General features: G+C 68.4%; 19 protein-coding genes. 6 read left to right on the forward strand and 13 right to left on the reverse strand.

Going from position 1 to position 19286, the window contains the following annotated elements; translation table 11 throughout:
• Positions 1–20: 20 nt before the first annotated feature.
• The 11 genes from AB7E83_RS24005 to AB7E83_RS24055 all read right to left on the reverse strand — a co-directional run bounded on the left by AB7E83_RS24005 (position 21) and on the right by AB7E83_RS24055 (position 11353).
• Positions 21–1280, reverse strand: a complete 1260-nt coding sequence (locus tag AB7E83_RS24005) for a formate dehydrogenase subunit gamma (protein WP_428573356.1) — start codon at positions 1278–1280, stop codon at positions 21–23.
• Entirely contained in the window at positions 1264–1485 is a 222-nt protein-coding gene (locus AB7E83_RS24010; RefSeq protein ID WP_428573357.1) for a hypothetical protein, read from the reverse strand. Before AB7E83_RS24010 ends, AB7E83_RS24005 begins: the two co-directional genes overlap by 17 nt.
• A complete protein-coding gene (gene fdh3B, locus AB7E83_RS24015; RefSeq protein WP_428573358.1) occupies positions 1482–2099 on the reverse strand; it encodes a formate dehydrogenase FDH3 subunit beta in 618 nt (205 codons plus the stop codon). The genes AB7E83_RS24010 and fdh3B overlap by 4 nt, the downstream gene beginning before the upstream one ends.
• 10 nt (positions 2100–2109) lie before the next feature.
• On the reverse strand, positions 2110–5082 hold the full coding sequence (locus AB7E83_RS24020) for a formate dehydrogenase subunit alpha (RefSeq protein ID WP_428573359.1): 2973 nt from the start codon (positions 5080–5082) through the stop codon (positions 2110–2112).
• Positions 5083–5099: 17 nt separating this feature from the next.
• Positions 5100–5312 carry a twin-arginine translocation signal domain-containing protein gene (locus AB7E83_RS24025; protein ID WP_428573360.1) on the reverse strand — a complete coding sequence of 71 codons (213 nt, stop codon included), beginning with the start codon at positions 5310–5312 and terminating at the stop codon, positions 5100–5102.
• Between the two features lie 130 nt (positions 5313–5442).
• Positions 5443–6060: a TorD/DmsD family molecular chaperone gene (locus AB7E83_RS24030; protein WP_428573361.1), complete on the reverse strand. Its 618-nt coding sequence runs from the start codon at positions 6058–6060 to the stop codon at positions 5443–5445.
• A complete protein-coding gene (locus AB7E83_RS24035) occupies positions 6057–8183 on the reverse strand; it encodes a 4Fe-4S binding protein (RefSeq protein WP_428573362.1) in 2127 nt (708 codons plus the stop codon). Before AB7E83_RS24035 ends, AB7E83_RS24030 begins: the two co-directional genes overlap by 4 nt.
• On the reverse strand, positions 8110–8718 hold the full coding sequence (locus AB7E83_RS24040; RefSeq protein WP_428573363.1) for a DUF3306 domain-containing protein: 609 nt from the start codon (positions 8716–8718) through the stop codon (positions 8110–8112). The genes AB7E83_RS24035 and AB7E83_RS24040 overlap by 74 nt, the downstream gene beginning before the upstream one ends.
• Positions 8711–9247 (reverse strand): DUF3305 domain-containing protein, encoded by a 537-nt coding sequence (locus AB7E83_RS24045; protein ID WP_428573364.1) that lies wholly within the window; start codon positions 9245–9247, stop codon positions 8711–8713. Before AB7E83_RS24045 ends, AB7E83_RS24040 begins: the two co-directional genes overlap by 8 nt.
• Before the next feature lie 59 nt (positions 9248–9306).
• Complete coding sequence (gene apbC, locus AB7E83_RS24050) at positions 9307–10395, reverse strand: iron-sulfur cluster carrier protein ApbC (RefSeq protein ID WP_428573365.1); 1089 nt, start codon at positions 10393–10395, stop codon at positions 9307–9309.
• A 64-nt stretch (positions 10396–10459) separates the two neighbouring features.
• A complete protein-coding gene (locus AB7E83_RS24055; protein ID WP_428573366.1) occupies positions 10460–11353 on the reverse strand; it encodes a zeta toxin family protein in 894 nt (297 codons plus the stop codon).
• Between AB7E83_RS24055 and metG the strand changes: the two genes are divergently transcribed.
• Entirely contained in the window at positions 11294–13366 is a 2073-nt protein-coding gene (gene metG, locus AB7E83_RS24060) for a methionine--tRNA ligase (protein ID WP_428573368.1), read from the forward strand. The two genes, AB7E83_RS24055 and metG, sit on opposite strands and share 60 nt — an antisense overlap.
• Positions 13367–13373: 7 nt before the next feature.
• Here metG and AB7E83_RS24065 read toward each other — a convergent pair whose 3' ends face one another.
• Complete coding sequence (locus tag AB7E83_RS24065) at positions 13374–14273, reverse strand: LysR substrate-binding domain-containing protein (RefSeq protein WP_428573369.1); 900 nt, start codon at positions 14271–14273, stop codon at positions 13374–13376.
• Positions 14274–14351: 78 nt separating this feature from the next.
• On the opposite strand from AB7E83_RS24065, the gene AB7E83_RS24070 reads away from it, so the two are divergent.
• The 3 genes from AB7E83_RS24070 (at position 14352) to AB7E83_RS24080 (ending at position 17119) form a co-directional block, all read left to right on the forward strand.
• Complete coding sequence (locus AB7E83_RS24070) at positions 14352–15332, forward strand: Bug family tripartite tricarboxylate transporter substrate binding protein (protein WP_428573370.1); 981 nt, start codon at positions 14352–14354, stop codon at positions 15330–15332.
• Between the two features lie 14 nt (positions 15333–15346).
• A complete protein-coding gene (locus AB7E83_RS24075) occupies positions 15347–16207 on the forward strand; it encodes an N-formylglutamate amidohydrolase (RefSeq protein WP_428573371.1) in 861 nt (286 codons plus the stop codon).
• Positions 16208–16318: 111 nt separating this feature from the next.
• Positions 16319–17119: a hypothetical protein gene (locus AB7E83_RS24080; RefSeq protein WP_428573372.1), complete on the forward strand. Its 801-nt coding sequence runs from the start codon at positions 16319–16321 to the stop codon at positions 17117–17119.
• Here AB7E83_RS24080 and AB7E83_RS24085 read toward each other — a convergent pair.
• Complete coding sequence (locus AB7E83_RS24085) at positions 17116–17340, reverse strand: hypothetical protein (RefSeq protein ID WP_428573373.1); 225 nt, start codon at positions 17338–17340, stop codon at positions 17116–17118. The genes AB7E83_RS24080 and AB7E83_RS24085 overlap by 4 nt on opposite strands.
• A 206-nt stretch (positions 17341–17546) precedes the next feature.
• Between AB7E83_RS24085 and AB7E83_RS24090 the strand changes: the two genes are divergently transcribed.
• Positions 17547–17828 carry a glycine zipper domain-containing protein gene (locus AB7E83_RS24090; protein ID WP_428573374.1) on the forward strand — a complete coding sequence of 94 codons (282 nt, stop codon included), beginning with the start codon at positions 17547–17549 and terminating at the stop codon, positions 17826–17828.
• 54 nt (positions 17829–17882) lie between these two features.
• The coding region (locus tag AB7E83_RS24095) for a ShlB/FhaC/HecB family hemolysin secretion/activation protein (RefSeq protein ID WP_428573375.1) at positions 17883–19286 on the forward strand (1404 nt) is incomplete at its 3' end.

Below are 19286 nucleotides of genomic sequence, written 5' to 3' on the forward strand. Positions count from 1 at the left end.
GTCGCGTGTCTCTTTCGGGGTCAGGCGGGTCGCACGTTGTCCGCGCGCTCGGCGGCCAGGGCTTCGCCGCTCACGATCGGCTTGCTGCGCTGCGCCGGCACCTTGCCGGCCGCGATGTCCTCGGCCCAGTAGCCGTGGTGTTCGCGCGCCCAGGCTTCGTCCACGTAGCCGCGGCGCATCGCGGTGTACGCGCCGCGCACGCCCACCGTGCCGAGGTAGATGTGGAAGCCGATCATGCACATCATGAACACGGCCGCGACGGCATGGATCATGTGCGCGACCTGCATCGTGCCGCGCACGTAGTCGATGGCGGGCACCAGTTTGTCGAGCACGAGCCCGGAGCCCGCGACGATGAGGCCCAGCCCCACCACGGCCAGCCAGAACATGCCCTTCTCGCCGGTGTTGAAGCGGTGCGTCGGCGGCTCCTCGCCCGACTTGCTGAACACGCCGCCGAGCTTGAGCAGCCAGTTGAGGTCGCCGCGGCTCGGGAAGTTGTCCTTGACGAACGTGATGATCACGACGATCAGCGACACCACGAACAGCGGGCCGAAGAAGTTGTGCAGGTTCTTCAGCGCATACGTGAACCAGCCGAACAGCGCGCTGCCGATGACGGGCAGCAGGAAGAACTTGCCGAACGCCATGACGATGCCCGAGATCGCGAGCACGACGAAGGCGATGGCGTTCGTCCAGTGCGCCGCGCGCTCGAACGGCGTGAAGCGCTCGATGCGCCGCCCGCCGCCGCCGACCGCCGGCTGGTGGCCGATGGTTCCGCGCGTGAAGTAGAAAATCGCCAGCGCGAGCGCGAAGATGATCAGGAGCGCGCCGCCGTAGGGCAGGATCCAGTTGTTGCGCACCTGCCGCCACGCTTCCCCGGCCGTCGTGAGGCGCGAGCCCGGGTACTGCACCTGCTCCTGGATCAGCACGCCCATCTCGGAGTACTTGTCCTTCGGATAGTTGGTGAAGCCCTCGACGCCGCGCTTCGCGTCGCGCCATAGCGGCGAGTTGTTGCCCGGCTGCACGGCGTTGCGCTGGGCGTTGTTCTGCTCCATGTAGCCCGGCTCGCTCGACGCATCGCGCTTGACTTCGGGCTTCACGTCGAAGATGTTCTGGCCCTGGATGCCGCCCGGCTGCGCGGCCGGTGCGGGGTCGTCCTGCGCCGCGGCGCGCGCGGGAGTGGGCTGCGTCCCCGCACTCTGGCCCTGCTGCGCCGGCGCCTGGGCGAATGCGCTCGCGGCCAGCGCGAGGAGGCCAGCCGCGAGAACGCTAATTGACTTTCGCATAGTCGTTTTGCCCGTTCTGCGTGCGGGTCTTGAGCTGCTGCTCCCAGCTGGCCTTGTCCCCGGCCTTCCAGCCCGGCGCCTGGTAGGCCATGCCCGTGCCCGAGAAGGCGGTGGTGTCGCTCTTGATGCCGGTCGCGGTCTGCGGCTTCTCGCCGCAGGCGGACAGCGCCATCGCCGCGAGGGCGATGCAGAGGAATCGCATCATGACTTCGCTCCTCCCGGCTGCCCCGCCTGCTTGGAGCCGTAGGCCGTGCCCCAGCCCCACGCCTCGGCGCCCTTGCCGCGCTTGAGCACCCGGTTGCGGAAGATGTCCGCCACCACGTCGCCGTCGCCGGCGATCAGCGCCTTGGTCGAGCACATTTCCGCACACGCGGGAAGCTTGCCCTCGGCGAGCCGGTTGCGGCCGTACTTCTCGAACTCGGCCTGCGAGCCGTTGGCTTCGGGACCGCCCGCGCAGAAGGTGCATTTGTCCATCTTGCCGCGCACGCCGAACGTGCCGGCCGACGGAAACTGCGGCGCGCCGAACGGGCAGGCGTAGCTGCAGTAGCCGCAGCCGATGCAGGTGTCCTTGTCGTGCAGCACCACGCCCTCGTCGGTGCGGTAGAAGCAACTCACCGGGCAGACCGCCATGCAGGGCGCGTCGGAGCAGTGCATGCAGGCCACCGACACCGAGCGCTCGCCCGGCACGCCGTCGTTGAGCGTGACCACGCGGCGGCGGTTCACGCCCCACGGCACCTCGTTCTCGTTCTTGCAGGCCGTGACGCAGCCGTTGCATTCGATGCAGCGCTCGGAGTCACAAATGAATTTCATCCTTGCCATGTGGTGCTCCTTACGCCGTCGCTTTTTCGACGTTGCAGATCGTCGTTTTCGTCTCTTGCATCATCGTCACGCTGTCGTAGCCGTAGGTCGTCGCGGTGTTCACCGCTTCGCCCCGCACCACCGGCGCCGCGCCGTTGGGGTAGTAGGCCAGCATGTCCGCGCCCTGCCACCGCCCGGCGAAGTGGAACGGCATCCAGCAGGTGTCGGGCCCGACCCGCTCAGTCACCATCGCCACGACGTTCAGCTGCGCGCCGGTCGGCGTCTTCAGCCACACGCGGTCGCCGTTGCGGATGTTGCGCTCGGCCGCGGCCTTCGGGTTGATCTCGACGAAGGCCTCCTGCTGCAGCTCGGCGAGCCACGGGTTCGACCGCGTCTCGTCGCCGCCACCTTCGTATTCGACGAGGCGCCCCGAGCTCAGGATGAGCGGGAATTTCTCGTGGACCTTGTCCGCGAGGTTCTTCTGCTGCACCGCCTTGTACAGCGTGGGCAGGCGCCAGAAGGCCTTCTTGTCGTCGTGTGTCGGATATTTCGCGACCATGTCCGGCCGCGTGCTGTAGAGCGCTTCGCGGTGCTGCGGAATGCCGTCGGGGAAATTCCACACGACCGCGCGCGCCTTCGCGTTGCCGAAGGGGTGGACGCCATGGTTCTTCATGGCCACGCGGATCATGCCGCCCGAGTTGTCGGTCTTCCAGTTCTTGCCTTCGGCCAGCGCCTGCTCGGCCGGCGAGAGCTCGCTCCACCAGCCCAGCTTCTTCATCAGCACGTGGTCGATCTCGGGGTAGCCCGTCTGCAGGTCGCTGCCCACCGGGAACGAGCCGTCCTCCGCCAGCAGGTTGACGCCATCCTTCTCGACGCCGAAGTTGGCGCGGAAGCAGCCGCCGCCATCCATCACGTGCAGGTTGGTGTTGTAGAGGACGTGCGTGCCCGGATGCTTGAGCTCGGCCGTGCCCCAGCAGGGCCACGGCAGGCCGAAGTAGTCGCCCTGGATGTCGTAGCCGGTCTGCGGGTCCTTCACGCTGCCCTTGGCGCGCAACGTCTTCACGTCGAAGTGCTGCATGAGGCGCATGTGCGCCTTCAGCCGCTCCGGGGTCTGGCCCGTGTAGCCGATGGTCCACACGCACTTGTTGATCTCGCGCAGGATGTCCTCGGGCAGGGGCTCGTCCAGGCCCTTGATCTTCTGCATCTTGTAGTTCTTGACCAGCTCCTTGCCGAAGCCGAGCTTGTCGGCCAGCTGGTACATGATCATGTGGTCGCTGCGGCTTTCCCACAGCGGATCGATCACCTTCTCGCGCCACTGGATCGAGCGATTCGAGGCCGTCGCGGAGCCGCTGGTCTCGAACTGCGTGGCGGCCGGCAGCAGGTAGACGGCGCGGTTGGGGTTGACGTCCTCGGCCTTGCCGGGCATGGCGGCCATCGCCGCCGTGGCCGACGGATACGGATCGACCACGACCAGCAGGTCGAGCTTGTCCATGGCCTTCTTCATCTCGAGGCCGCGCGACTGCGAGTTGGGGGCGTGGCCCCAGTAGACGACGGCCCGCAGGTTCGGGTCCTGGTCGATGTTCTCGTTCTTCTCGAGCACGCCGTCGATCCAGCGCGAGACGGTGATCCCCGGCTTGGACATCATCCCCGGGCTCGCGAAGCGGCCCTTGATCCAGTCGAAGTCGACGCCCCAGGCATTGGCGAAGTGCCGCCACGAGCCCTCGACGATGCCGTAGTAGCCGGGCAGCGAGTCGGGGTTGGGGCCGACGTCGGTCGCGCCCTGCACGTTGTCGTGGCCGCGGAAGATGTTGGCGCCGCCGCCGGCCACGCCGATGTTGCCGAGCGCCAGCTGCAGGATGCAGCTCGCGCGCACCATCGCGTTGCCGATGGTGTGCTGCGTCTGCCCCATGCACCACACGATGGTGGAGGGCCGGTTCATGGCCATCGTCTGCGCGGCCTTGAAGACCTCGGCCTCGGGCACGCCGCAGGCCTCGAACACCTTGTCGGGCGTCCACTTCGCAAGGACGTCCTCGCGGACCTTATCCATGCCGTACACGCGGTCGGCGACGTACTTCTTGTCTTCCCAGCCGTTCTTGAAGATGTGGTACAGCATGCCGAAGAGCAGCGGGATGTCCGTGCCCGAGCGGAAGCGGATGTACTGGTCCGCCTTGGCCGCCGTGCGCGTGAAGCGCGGATCGGCCACGATCATCTTGGTGCCGGTCTCCTTGGCATGCAGCATGTGCAGCATCGACACCGGGTGGGCCTCGGCGGCGTTGGAGCCGATGTAGAGCGCCGCCTTGGCGTTCTGCATGTCGTTGTACGAGTTCGTCATCGCCCCGTAGCCCCACGTGTTGGCGACGCCGGCAACGGTGGTGGAGTGGCAGATGCGGGCCTGGTGGTCGCAGTTGTTGCTGCCGAACAGGCTCACGAACTTGCGCAGCAGGTAGGCCTGCTCGTTCGAGTGCTTCGACGAGCCGATCCAGTAGACCGCGTCGGGGCCGCTGGCCTTGCGGATGTCCTGGATGCGCCCGGCGATCTCGTTGTAGGCCGTCTCCCAGCTGATGCGCTCGTACTTGCCGTTGACGAGCTTCATCGGGTAGCGCAGGCGGAACTCGCCGTGGCCGTGCTCGCGGATCGCCGCGCCCTTGGCGCAGTGCGCGCCGAGGTTGATGGGCGAGTCGAACACCGGCTCCTGGCGGACCCACACGCCGTTCTCGACGACGGCGTCGATGGCGCAGCCCACCGAGCAGTGCGTACACACGGTGCGCTTGACCTCGATCTTGCCTTCGCCGATGGCGGGACCGCGGCCGTCGGCGGCCTTGGCCTTCTTGACGAGCGCGAGCTGCGAGGCGGCGAGGCCCACGCCGACCCCGAGGCCGGAGCGGCGCAGGAACGCGCGGCGGTCCATGGTCGGCACGGCGTTCGCGAGGCCGCGCTGCAGGCTGTGGACGAAGGGCGAACGGCCGGCAGCGGCGCCGGGACCCGATTTCTTGGTCAGCAACATGGGGGGTCTCCTCGCGCTCAGAGGCGCGTGGTCTTGTAGTAATGCGCGACGTGCTCCGAGAGTCGGTAGCCGCCTCCGCGCTCGGGCTTCGGTGTCGCCTCGGCGGCCTGTGTTTGCTCGACGGCCTGCTGCACCTTCGGCAGTGCGACGACCGCGGCGCCGGCGGCGCCGGCCGCGGCCGCGCCCCACATGAAACCGCGCCGCGATGCAGTTGGACTCTTGCTTTCCATGCCGTCTCTCCTTGGCTGGTGGGTCGTTATGAACTTCACTTCATACTCTAAGCGACGCACACACGCCCCGCAATCGTGCACGCGAAAAAAGTCGCCTCGCCGCCTCAGGGAAAACACCCCCCGAAGTCATTCAAGTCAACATGTCGAAACCCTGCGCTTCGACGCTCGCGAAGGCGCGCGTGAACTCCGCGAGCGATGCGTAGAAACGGGCGCGCGGCTGCGCCGCGATGTTGTCGCACATCGCCTGTACCCACGGCTGGAGATGAGCCGAAAAGAATTCGCGCTGGCGCGTGAGGTTGGCGACCGCGACGTCGTCGCCGGCGATCAGGTAGCGCATCACTTCGCACAGGTAGGCGATGTGGTCCTCGGTCTCCGGCATCGTCTCGTCGCGCGCGAGGCCGAGCGCGGCGAGGTCGTCGCGCAATCGCGCGAGCGGCTTCTCGTTCAGGTAACCCGAAAGGTAGTGCGAGCCGAACAGGTACACCTCGGGCTTGCCCACGCCGCCGAAGAGCGCGTCGTACTCGTCGCGCACCTCGGCGTCGGTCGTCTCGCGCGCGACGCCGACGAAGGCGCGCCAGGGCTCCTCGAGGAAGGCCCCTTCGCTCGGCGCCTGCGTGACCGCGACGCGCAGCGCCGCGAGCAGTTCGCCGGAAGGCGGCGCGTAGTAAAGCTGCGAAAGCAGGCCGTAGACCTCGGCACGCGCGGTCTCCTCGTCGAGGGCGCTGGTCGCCGGTGCGGTGTCGCTCATTGCTGCGTGATCCTTGCCTCGTCGGGCGACGTGTGGATGTCGATGACGCGGCAGTCGCCGCACATCTTCAGGCGCTCGAGCGCGGCGCCCTGGAACATCGCATGGCCGGCGAGGCGGCCGAGCATGGCCTCGACGCCCTTGAGCGTTCCGAAGTGCTTGCCGCAGCGGATGCAGCCATAAGGCTGCGTTTCGTTGAGCACGCGCGGCTGCTTGCGCTCGGGGCCGATCGAAAGTCGCGGCAGCAGCGACACCGCTTTTTCCGGGCAGGTGCCGACGCACAGGCCGCACTGCACGCAGTTCTTCTCGACGAAGCGAAGCTGCGGCGCCTGCGGGTTGTCCTGCAGCGCGCTCGCGGGACACGCGCTCACGCAGCTCATGCACAGCGTGCATTTGTCCTTGTCGACCTCGACGCTGCCGAAGGGCGCGCCCGCGGGCAGCGGAATGTGCGCGGGCTTCGTCGGCGCCCGCTCGATCAGATGATCGAGCGCGAGTTCGAGCGTCGCGCGCTTGTCCTGCGCGATGGCGAACTTGCCCGCCACCGCCGGCACCGCGCCGCGGCGCGCGCCGAGCAGTTGCAGCTCCTGGTCGAGGTCCGACGGCGTGCGGCACGCGATCACGCTGAAATGCGCGCCCGCGTAGCCCAGCCCGCCCAGCACCGCCTGCGCCACCGCCATCTGCTCGCGCAGCGCATCGACGTACTGCGGCGCTTCGTCGCCGGTCGTGAGCACGGCGACGTGCGACGCGCCTTGCGCGACCGCCGTGAGCCACAGGTCGATGCCGGTGTTCGCCGCGTGCCATACGGCAAGCGGAATCACGTCGGCCGGCACGCCGCTCGCGGCGCCGACCCGCGCCGCACGGCCCAGTTCGTCGACAAGCGCCTGGCCGCGTTCCTGGCTGTGCAGCAGCAGCGCGGGCTGCCGTCCGCCGGCCTTCGCGTAAGTGTTCAGCAGCGTGCGGATCGTGCGACCCTGGTCCGTGGCCTTGGGGTAGGCGTAGCTCATCGCGCCCGTGGGGCAGACGGTGGCGCACGCGCCGCAGCCCACGCACAGGTTCGCGTTGACCTTGACCTGCTGGCGTTCGAAATCGCTCGAGATCGCCTCGGCCGAACACACGTCGATGCAGGCCTTGCAGCCGATCTTCTCGTTGCGGCTGTGCGCGCACAGCTTCTGCTTGTACGCGACGAACCTCGGCTTGTCGAATTCGCCGACGAGTTCGCGCAGCTTCAGCAGCGCCTGCAGCGCCTCGGGGCCGGACTGCTTCTCGGGCGGGAGATGCACATAGCCCTGGGGCGGCGCATGGCGCAGGAAGCCGGGTTCGCGGCGCAGGTCGAGCACGAGATCGAACGCGTCGACGTGCGCCACCGGCGCGCGCGCGAAGTCGATGGCGCCGGCGGCCTCGCAGGCAACGACGCAATCGCGATGGCTCCTGCACGCCTGCAGGTCGACCTGGTAGTCGAAGCCGATCGCGTTCTCGGGACACGCGGCAATGCACGCGTTGCAACGCGTGCAGAGGTCGAGGTCGATGGGGTTGTCCGCGAGCCACGTGAGCTGGAAGGCGCCGAGCCAGCCGGCGAGCTTGTCGATGCGGCCGCCGACGACGGGCCAGCGCCGCTCCTGCGCGCCGGCGCCGCCGCGCGAGAAGATCGTGACGTCGAGCACGTCGCCGACGGCGGCGGCCATGCGTTCGGCTTCCTCGAGCGCGCCGATCACCAGCAGCCGGCCGGCGCTCTTGTACGTGACGGTCGCGACGGGATCCGCGTCGGGCAGCTTCGCGCTCGCGAGCAGCGCGGCGAGCTTGGGCATCGACGCTTTCGCGTCGCGGCTCCAGCCGCCCGTCTCGCGGATGTTGACGAATCGAATCGGCGAAACGGTGCCGCCGCGCTGACGCTGCCCCCCGGGGGCGCCTGGGGCATCGCCGAATTCCTGAGCGAGTTCGAGAAAGAGCCGCCGTTCCTGGGTGCAGGCGACCACGACGTCCTCGCCCGATTTCACCGCCTGCGCGAACGCGCCGGCTTCGCGGCGGCAGAGGGTCGAGTGGAGCTTCAGTTCCTCATCGAGTGCCGTGCCCAGGACCTTCGGGTCCAGCGGCATGGTCTTGTTGCAATCGCAAATCAGGGTCGGCATGGTCTTCGTCCGGCGGTACTACAGGCTCCGCCACATCATCGCCGGACTGTGCCACGGTTTGCGCCGCGGACTTATCCGCGACTTCCCTGCCTTCGGCGGCCCGCCTGTTCTTCTCCTCGTCGAAGAGGTCGAGGAACTGCGCGCTCGCCAGCTTGCGCAGCATCGATTCGGGGATCGGATCGGGCTTCGAGTAATCGTCGATGTAGGTGTCGAGGCCGTCCATGACGTTGAAGCGCGGGTCGGAGAACAGCTTCTTCATCGCGGCGTTCTTCACGTCGGGCGGCACGTCGCGCGCGGCGAAGCGCGTGAAGTCCGCGTCGGCGGTGAGCGCCTGGGCTTCTTCGAGCGTGGGAAGAGGGGGGGCCTCTTCCCGTTGGGGAGAGGAAGCCAAGTCACCGCCGCTCCCGCCTGCGGGAGAGGGCTGGGGTGAGGGCGCGTCGCGCGCCACACCCTCCGGCTCGGGAACGACCTGCCTGCCCTCGCGCACCGCCTCCTTGCGCTTCGACCACCGGCTGAAGAAGCCTTCCTCACTCACCGTATTTCTTTCCCGAGGACACCGTCGCCGGATTGCCGAAGCGATCCTCGAGCCGGCGGAAACTCTCGGGCCGCTTGCGCTTGCGCGGCTCCGGCACGTAGTGGTCGCGCGCGAACGTCATCATCCATTCGACCACGTGCGGCGGCGCCGGCACCTGCTCCACCGCCTCCTGCGCATCGAGCCAGCGGCCGGCATCGTGATAGCTCAGCGTGACGACTTCCGGCTTCGCGATGGGTTCGGCGGCCACCGACGGCGCATCCTCCATCCGCCACATCACGAACCAGCCGGGGGTGTCGGTCGTTCCGTTGAGGTAATAGCCTTCCGCATCGTCGCGGAACAGTTCCACCGTGAAGCCCGGATGCAGCCAGCGCTGCTCGCGGCCATCGTCGAACAGGATGCGCGGCTCGCGGCCGAACCCGTCGTCGTGCGGCACGACGTCGGCCAGTTCCCAGCGGAACGGCTGCCAGCGGTTGTCGAGGGCAACGCGCCGCATGACGACGGCGACGTGGATGTTGGGGCGCTCCTGCATGCCGTGACTCTACGCCGCTCCGGCCTCGACCGCGCAGATGGCGACCCGGTGCCTCCCGCTCAGGTGTTCTTCGACACCGAGATCGTCGGGAACTTCGACGAGAAGTCCTTGGCCTTCGCGGCGATCTTCACCGCGACCTGGCGCGCGATGTCCTTGTAGATCGTCGAGATCTTGCCGTCGGGGTCGGCCATCACCGTCGGCTGGCCATTGTCGGCCTGCTGCCGGATCGTGATGTCCAGGGGCAGCGCGCCGAGGTAGTCGATGCCGCGCTCGGCCGCGTAGCGCTGGCCGCCGCCTTCGCCGAAGATGTGCTCGGCATGGCCGCAGTTGCTGCACACATGCACGGCCATGTTCTCCACGATGCCGAGGATGGGCACGCCCACCTTCTCGAACATCGTCACGGCCTTCTTCGCGTCGATCAGGGCGATGTCCTGCGGCGTGGTGACGATCACCGCGCCGGTCATGGGCACGCGCTGCGACAGGGTGAGCTGGATGTCGCCCGTGCCCGGCGGCAGGTCGACCACGAGATAGTCGAGTTCGCGCCAGTTGGTCTGCCTCAGCAGTTGCTCGAGCGCCTGCGTGGCCATGGGGCCGCGCCAGATCATCGCCTCGTCCGGGTTGATGAGAAAGCCGATCGACATGACCTGGATGCCGTAGTTCTCCAGCGGGTCCATCGTCTTGCCGTCGTCGCTCTCGGGCCGGCGATCGATGCCCATCATCATCGGCTGGCTCGGGCCGTAGATGTCGGCATCGAGCAGGCCGACCGACGCGCCTTCCGCGGCCAGCGCCAGCGCGAGGTTCGCCGCCGTCGTGCTCTTGCCCACGCCGCCCTTGCCGGAGGCGACGGCGATGATGTTCTTCACGTTGGGCATGAGTTGCACGCCGCGCTGCACGGCATGGGAGGTGACCCGGGTGGTCACGTTCACGGAGACGTTGTCGACGCCGCCCACCGTGCGCGCCGCCGCGACGAGCGCCTTGCGCAGCGCGGGGATCTGGCTCTTGGCGGGATAGCCGAGCTCGACGTCGAAGGAAACGTCGCCGCCTTCGACCTGGAGGTTCTTCACGGCCTTGGCGCCGACGAAGTCCTTGCCGGTGTTGGGGTCGGTGACGGTGGCGAGCGCGGCGAGGAGTTGGTCGGAGGTGGGCATGGGCAAAGTACTTCGGTTCGCCCGCGAGTGTAGCGAGCGGGGGGTGCGGGTTTGCCCCCGAGGGTTATCGCGGCAACGGGGGCAGCGACGGATCGTCCGGATCGACGTGCGCCACCCGCCCGTCGCGCCAGAGGACCAGCTTCGTGCCGCTCTGGCGTGCGATTTCTCGCGCGCGCTGCGCGGCGCGGACCATCGCCTGCATGGCCTCGCGCACGTGCGCAGGCGGCGGATCCATCCGACGCCGTCCATGGAGCACGGTGGGTTCGCCGATTCTGTGCTGCTGCGTCATGTCGTCACTCCAATCGATCGGAACTGGCCGGTCCCCCATGTTGTCGTACAAAGTCCAGCGATCCACAAGCCGCTTGTACGTACCGTCGAAGAGCACGGCGCCGCTCGCGAAGCGCCGGCGAACGGTCGCCTCGGGGATGGCGTGGCCGCCGTGCCGCACCCGCTGCCTCACGCGATCGACTGCGGCTTCGACATTGCGCAACGACAGGAAGTGAAGCTCCACCCGGTACCCCGCCTCGCGCCACCGCGGAATTTGCCGCGCATACCCCAGCCCCGACAGCGTCGTCTCGATGGCGAAGCTTTCGCCTCGCGCCACATGGGCATCGATCTCCAGCAGCATCAGCCGTCCCGCGCGCATCGCGACCTTCTGGGGCGCGAAGGGCGACAGCCCCGCTGCGATGAGATCGGCGTTGATGAAGGCGAGGCAATCGCCCTCGTGCGTCAGGAACTCGCGCGCGAAGGTCGTCTTGCCCGCGCCGTTGGGGCCTGCGATGACGATGATTCTCGGTGGATTCAAGCGGGCGATTGTGGCAGCGCAGCGGTACTCCAGGGCCGCCTGCGCCGCCTCGTCGCCCTCGCTAAAATCGCCGGTTCCCCTCCGGAATCCCTCATGTCCCAGCGCAAGCTCTTCGTCACCACCGCCTTGCCGTACGCCAATGGCAAGTTCCACATCGGCCACATCATGGAATACATCCAGGCCGACATCTGGGTGCGGCACCAGCGCATGGGCGGGCACATGGTCCACTTCGTCGGCGCGGACGATGCGCACGGGGCGCCCATCATGATCGCGGCCGAGAAGGCCGGCAAGACGCCGCAGGCCTTCGTGGCCGACATCGCCGCGGGCCGCAAGGAATACCTCGAGGGCTTCCACGTCCGCTTCGACAACTGGCACTCCACGGACAGCCCCGAGAACACCGAGCTCGCGCAGGGCATCTACAAGGCGCTGAAGGCCAACGGGCTCATCGCGACGCGCACCATCGAGCAGTTCTACGACCCGCAGAAGGGCATGTTCCTGCCCGACCGGTTCATCAAGGGCGAATGCCCCACCTGCCACGCGAAGGACCAGTACGGCGACAGCTGCGAGGTGTGCAGCAGCGTCTACAGCCCCACGCAGCTCATCGCACCCTACTCCGCGCTCACCGGCGCGACGCCCGAGCTGCGCAGCTCGGAACACTACTTCTTCAAGCTGTCCGACGAGAAGGTGGTCGACTTCCTGAAGTCGTGGACGCAGGACGGCAAGCTGCAAAGCGAGATGGCGAAGAAGGCCGGCGAATGGTTCGAGGCCGGCATGGCCGACTGGGACATCTCGCGCGATGCGCCGTACTTCGGCATCGAGATCCCCGACGCGCCGGGCAAGTACTTCTACGTGTGGCTCGACGCGCCCATCGGCTACCTCGCGAGCCTGAAGAACCACTTCGACAAGGGCCAGGCGAAGAATCACCCGGACCCGAACTCGCGCACCGACGCGACGTTCGAGCAGTTCGTGGCCGACCCGCAGGTCGAGCAGATTCACTTCATCGGCAAGGACATCGTGTACTTCCACACGCTGTTCTGGCCCGCGATGCTGCAGTTCTCCGGGCGCAAGACGCCGAACCAGGTGAACGTGCATGGCTTCCTGACCGTCAACAACGGCGAGAAAATGAGCAAGAGCCGGGGCACCGGGCTCGACCCGCTGAAGTACCTGTCGCTCGGCATGAACCCCGAGTGGCTGCGCTACTACATCGCCGCCAAGCTCAACGGCAAGGTGGAAGACATCGACTTCACGCCCGACGACTTCGTCGCGCGCGTCAACGCCGACCTCATCGGCAAGTACGTGAACATCGCGAGCCGCGCGGTGAAGTTCGTGCCCGGCGGAAAGCTCGTGAAGGGCGACGCCTCGCGCTTCGGCGCGGACAAGCTGGTGGAGACGGTGCGCGTGTTGTTGGAGACCCGCGAGTACGGCAAGGCGCTGCGGGAAGTGATGGCCTTCGCCGACGAGGTGAACCTGCGCTTCGACAGCGCGGCGCCGTGGAAGCTGGCGAAGGAAGGCAAGGGCGACGAGGCCGCGCAGGTCGGCACCGAATGCCTGCAGGCGTTCAAGGTGATGACCGCCTGCCTGAAGCCGGTGCTGCCGTCGCTCGCTTCCCAGGCCGAGGACTTCCTGAAGTGCGGCGCGCTCGACTGGTCGAACGCCGCGCAGCCGATGGCCGAAGGCCACGTCGTCGGCGAGTACAGGCACCTCATGCAGCGCGTGGACATGAAGATGCTCGATGCGCTGTTCGAGCCGGGCGAAGAACCCTCGCCTCCGCCCTCGCCCGCAAGCGGGGGAGCGAGTGAACTGCCCGGCGGCGAGAAGATCGGCGAGAGCATCGGCATCGACGATTTCTCGAAGGTCGACATGCGCATCGCGAAGGTCGTCGACTGCCGGGCCGTCGAAGGTTCGACCAAGCTGCTGCAGCTCACGCTCGACGTCGGCGAAGGGCGCACGCGCAACGTGTTCTCCGGCATCGCATCGACCTACAAGCCGGAGCAGTTGAAGGACCAGTTCGTCGTGGTCGTCGCGAATCTTGCGCCGCGCAAGATGAAGTTCGGCGTGAGCGAGGGCATGGTGCTCTCCGCGAGCCACGGCGACGAGAAGGCGAACCCCGGCATCTTCGTGTTGCAGGCATGGCCGGGCGCGAAGCCGGGCATGCGGGTGCGCTGACGCCGCGTCAGCCTTCGCTGCGCGCCGCCTGATCGCGCAGCCACTGCGAAAACAGATCGGCCGCCGGGTGCGCGCCCAGCGCGCGGCGCCGGCACAGCCAGTAGCCGCGACCCGTGTTCGCCGCGCCCGGCACGGGCACGACGAGCCGGCCCGACGCGAGATCGGCCTCGACCATGCAGCGCTGCACGACCGCCACGCCCATGCCCGAACGCGCGGCCTCCACGAGATTCAGCACGAGGTCGAAGCCGGTGCCCTTCCAGCGCGCCGGCAGTTCGACACCGACCGCACGCGCCCACAGCGCCCAGTTCTCGCGGTAGTTGGAGTGATAGAGCAGCGGCAGCGCGAGCAGTTCGCGCGCCGACGTCACGTCGCGTACGAGCGCGGGCGCACCTACGGCGACGATCTCGCGGCCCACCAGGTACTCGGCCGCGATCTGCCGCGGCCAGCGTTGACCCGCCTCGCGCTTCAGCGCGACCCAGAGGTCGACGTCGTCGCGGCGGAAGTCCTCGTCGTGGTGGTACTGGCGGAACTCGACTTCCACATCGGGATGCAGCTGCCGGAAGTGTTCGAGCCGCGGCATCAGCCACAGCGTGCCGATGCTGGGCGCTACCGAGAGGCGCAGCCGCAGCCGCTCGGCCTTGCGTCCCAATGCGATCGCGGCCGCTTCGAGCTGCGCGACGGGCTTCTCGACGCGCCTGCGCCATTCGGCGCCCGCGGCCGTGAGTTTCACGCCCGCACCGGACCGCTCGAACATCTCGTGCCCGAGCGTCTCCTCCAGCCGAAGCACCGCACGGCTCACCGCCGCCTGCGTCACGTTGAGCGCCTCCGCGGCCTTGCGAAAGCTGCCCGTCCGCGCCACGGCGAGGAACGCATGGAGCTCCACGAGCGATGGACTGCGGATCGCCATGGCGCGATTACATCATGTCATCACCTGCGGCGGAAAAGTCGTTGGACCCGCGCAGGCCGCGGGCGTACGCTGGAAGGCATGAACAAGCGCCACTTCCTGTCCGTCATCGCCCTTGCCTCGCTCTCCACCCTCGCGGGCGCCGCGAGTGCGCAAGCCGCCTTCCCCGACAAGCCCATCAAGCTGATCGTGCCCTTCGCGCCGGGCGGCTCGACCGACCTCGCCGCGCGCCTGGTCGCCGAATTCGCGGGCCGCGAGCTCGGCCAGAGCATCGTCGTCGAGAACCGTGCGGGCGCGGGCGGCTCGCTCGGCATGGAGATGGTCGCGAAGGCCAAGCCCGACGGCTACACCCTCGGCATGGCCACTGTCAGCACCCACGGCAGCAACCCGGCCGTGTACGGCAGCAAGCTCAAGTACGACCCGGTCAAGGACTTCGCGCCGATCACCAACGTCGCCACCACGCCCAGCGTGTTCGCCGTGAATCCGAAGGTGAGCGCGAAGTCGATGAAGGAGTTCCTCGCCTACGCGCAGGCGAACCCGAAGAAGATCAGCTTCGCGAGCCCGGGCACCGGCTCGCTCGGCCACGCGAACATCGAGCACTTCATGCACCTCGCGAAGTTCGAGATGGTCCACGTGCCGTACAAGGGCGCGGGCCAGGCGATGAACGACGCGCTCGGCGGCCAGGTCGATGCGATCACCGACAACCTGCCCACCGCGCTGCCGCACATCCGGTCGGGCAAGCTGCGCGCGCTCGCCGTGCTCTCCGAGAAGCGTTCGCCGACCCTGCCGGACGTGCCGACCTATGCGGAGCTCGGCTTCCCCGCCATGGGCGGCGGCGGCTGGTTCGGCGTGGTGGCACCCGCGGGCACGCCGCAGCCCGTGGTCGCGAAGCTCAACGCCGCGATCCACCAGGCGATGAAGAACCCCGAGTTCGCGCGGAAGATGGACGAGTCGGGTGCGACGCTCATCCCCGGCACGCCGCAGGAGTTCGCGAAGCAGATCGAGCAGGCGATGCAGCGTTATGCGCGCGTCGCGCAGGTGGCCGACATCCGCGTCGACTGAGGAACGTCGAACGCATGACGAGCGACATCCAGGCCTTCGACCTGCACGCGCCGGACGCACCGCCCATCGCGCTGGTGTGCGATTCGCCGCACAGCGGCACGGTCTATCCCGCGGACTTCGGCCATGCCGTCGACATGTCGCTGCTGCGCCGCGGCGAAGACACCGACGTCGACGCACTCTGGTCGGCCGCGCCTTCGGTGGGCGCGACGCTGATCGCGGCGCGGTTCCCGCGCACCTACATCGATGCGAACCGCATGCTGGAGGACCTCGACCCCGAGCTCCTCGCCGAGCCCTGGCCCACGCCGCTGGCCCCCGGCGAGAAGACGCGGCTCGGCTACGGCCTGGTCTGGCGCAACATCGCGGGCGGGCGTCCGATCTACGACCGGCCGCTCACGGTGGCGGAGGTGCGCAACCGCATCGACACGTACTACCGCCCCTATCACGCGGCGCTGTCGCGGGCGATCGAGAGCAGCGTCGATCGCTTCGGCGGCGTGTATCACCTCAACCTGCATTCCATGCCCAACGATGCGTACGAGCGGCTGCGGATCGCAAGCGCGAAGCCGCTCGCCGACTTCGTGCTCGGCGACCGCGACGGCACGACCTGCGAGCCGGCGTTCGTCGATCTCGTGGATCGCGAGTTGCAGGGTCGCGGCTACACCGTCGCGCGCAACGATCCGTACAAGGGCGTGCAGCTGATCGCGAACATCGGCCGGCCGATGCTGAACCGGCACAGCCTGCAGATCGAGATCCGCCGGCCGCTGTACATGGACGAGGCCACGCGCGAGCGGCATGCGGGATTCGACGCGGTGCAGCAGGACCTGACGGAGGTGCTGGAGTCGCTGGCCGAGTATGTGGAGCAACGCACAGCGCGTTGAATTGCGAAAGCACGGGCACGGGGCTTTCCCGACATGCCATGGGCGCGGGTGCGGTAGCGAACAGACGCGGGCGCGTTGCTCACCTACTCTGCCTCTTGAAAGAGGCCCCCCATGGAACATGCATCGCCATCCCCGGTCTCCGGCGCGAGACGAAGGGTCGCCGGTGAGCAGAAAGTCGAAGAACAGCCCAGGATGACTGCGCGCCCGCGCATGCGCGCGCTTGCAACCCTGCTGGTTGCCACGGCCTGCGCGTTGGGCGCCGGCTTCGACTGCGCGGCGCAGCCGCTGCGCCCCGCGAGGATGGCGGACCTCGGCGCCGAGCCCGCCTCGGCGGAAGTGCTTCATGTGGCCCATTGGGCGGTGGACTCCGGCGACACGGCGGGCCTGCCGTTCGCCGTCGTCGACAAGATCGAAGGCCGGGCCTATGTTTTCGGCGCCGATGGCCGCTTGCGCGGCGCGAGCGCTGCGCTGGTCGGCTTCGCGCGCGGGGACCGCTCGGTGCCGGGCATCGGCGACCGGCCGATATCCAGCATCCGCGAAGAAGAACGCACGACCCCCGCGGGCCGCTACGAGGCCTCGATGGGGCGGGGGATGAAGGGTGAGGAGATTCTCTGGGTCGACTACGAAGGCGCGGTCGCGATCCACCGCGTCGTGACCGGCGTGCCCCGGGAGCGGCGGCTGCAACGTCTGGACAGCAAGCTCGCATCGGACCGGCGCATCACCTACGGCTGCATCAATGTGCCGGTGAAGTTCTTCGAGAACGTGGTGTTGCCCACATTCGGCAAAGCGGGGGGCATCGTCTATGTGCTGCCGGAGACGCGCCGCGCGCAGGATCTGTTCGGTTCTTACGAGGTCAGGCAGGGCCTCGTCGAAGCGCGTCCCGGCCCTCCGGATGCGCCGCGCGTGCCTTAATTCTTCCGGCCCGCGACGAGCAGCACCACGCCGATCGCGATCGCCGCGAGGCCTCCCCACATCGGGACATTCACGGATTTCCGCTCCTTGACGGACAGTTCGATCGGCCCGATCTTCACGACGTCGGTTTCCTTCGTGTAACTGAAGCCGCCGTACGCGAGCGAGGCGGCGCCGGCAACGATGAGGACGATTGCCAGGAGGCGAAGCGAGGTGGAGTTCATGCCTCAGCTTCGCCCGGCGCACGGCTGCGGTCTGTGCGGTGCCGCACACGGACGGCCGCCGGTCCGACGTGCGGCCGTGCGCCCGAGCCCTTGCGAAGTCCGATTTCGGCCGCGATTCACGCATCCGTTCGCGACCGCACAGACGGGAACCGGCGCAGTTGAGATGCTCGGGTCCAGCAGGCATTCAGCCAGCGCAGGAAACGATCATGAGCACCAACGACAAGAACGAATTTGAAGCCGGCAGCGAGAAGCTTGCCCGCGGCCTGAGGGTGGCGGCCGACGAGGCGGCCGAGGGGGTCCGGGACGCGGGGGCCCGCGCGCTCGAGGGCGGGATGGCCGCGCTGGCGGCCGCGACCCAGCGGGTCGAAGGCCACGCCTCCGAACTGCGTGGCGCCGCGCAGCACTATGTGCGCAGCTATCCGTGGCAGGTGATCGGCGCCGCCGCGGCGGCCGGCCTCGTCGCGGGCTGGTTGATGTCGCGGCGCTGAACTCGCCGTTTCGCACGCGTGTCCCCGACTTCCATCCACCCACAAGCGCAAGCCATGTTCCACAAAACTGCCATCCCCCTCGCGTTGCTGCTGGTGACGCAAGGTCTGCTCGCGCAGCAACCGCCCACCAGCGGCGGCCTGCTTCCGAGCGCGCCGCCTCAGGCACCGCCCCGCGTGTTGCCCGAAATGCGGATCGAACCGCGGGCGGCGCCGTCCGCCCCGTTGGCCGGCGAGGCGCGGGTCGTGGTCATGCGCCTGCGCATCACCGGTGCCAGCCTGTACTCCGAAGCCGACCTGCTGTCGGTGACCGGCTTCGTGCCGGGGAGCGAGGCGACGCTCTCGCAGCTGCAGGCCATGGCGGCGCGGATCACCAGCCGCTACCGCGCCGACGGCTACTTCGTGGCGCAGGCCTACCTGCCCGCGCAGGACATCCAGGACCAGTCGGTCACGATCGCCGTGAACGAAGGCCGCTACGGCGCCATCGAATTGCGGAACAACGCAGGGCTGTCCGAAGGCACGCTGCGCGGCAAGCTCGACGGACTCGGCGGCGGCGACGCGATCGAAGTCACCGCGCTCGAGGAGCGCCTGCTGCTCCTGTCCGACCTGCCCGGCGTCGTCGTGAAGTCGACGCTCTCGCCGGGCCGACAGCCCGGCACGAGCGACCTGCTGGTGGACGTGACGCCGGGCCGCCGCGTGACCGGCAGCATCGACGGCGACAACGCGGGCAACCGCTACACCGGCGCGTATCGCGCGGGCGCCACGGTCAACGTCAACGAACCGTTCGGGCTGGGCGACGTCGCGACGCTGCGCGTGCTGACTTCCGGCTCGGGCCTGCGGTATGCCCGGCTCTCCTACCAGATGCAGGCGGGCCGCGCACAAGTCGGCGTGGCGTACAGCACGCTCGACTACGAACTCGGCAAGGAGTTCCGCCCGCTCGGCGCACACGGAACCGCCGGCGTCGCCAGCGCCTTCGCGCGCGTGCCGCTGCTGCGTTCCCGGCACACCAACGTCTTCGCGCAGTTGTCGCTCGACGCCAAGCAGTTCCGTGACGTGATCGATACCGTCCCCTCGAGGGTCGACCGGCGTACGCACGTGCTGGCCGCCAGCGTGTACGGCGACCACAGCGACTCGCTCGGCGGCGGCGGCGTCACCTCCTATTCGGTGACGGTTGCCGCCGGCGACGTGGACATCCGCACGCCGGGGGCGCGCGCGCTCGACGCCTCGACCGCGCGCAGCAATGGCGGCTTCGGCAAGGTCGCGTTCAGCCTGATGCGTCTGCAAAGCCTCGGCGGTCCGTTCTCCATCTACGGGTCGCTCAGCGGGCAGGCAGCGGGCAAGAACCTCGACCCCTCCGAGAAGAAGGAACTGGGCGGCATGAACGCGGTCCGCGCCTACCCCGAAGGCGAAGCTTTTGCCGACCAGGGCTTGCTGGGAACGGTGGAGCTCCGGAAGGACCTG

Source organism: Ramlibacter sp. (assembly GCF_050250995.1).
Classification (GTDB): Bacteria; Pseudomonadota; Gammaproteobacteria; order Burkholderiales; family Burkholderiaceae_C; genus Ramlibacter.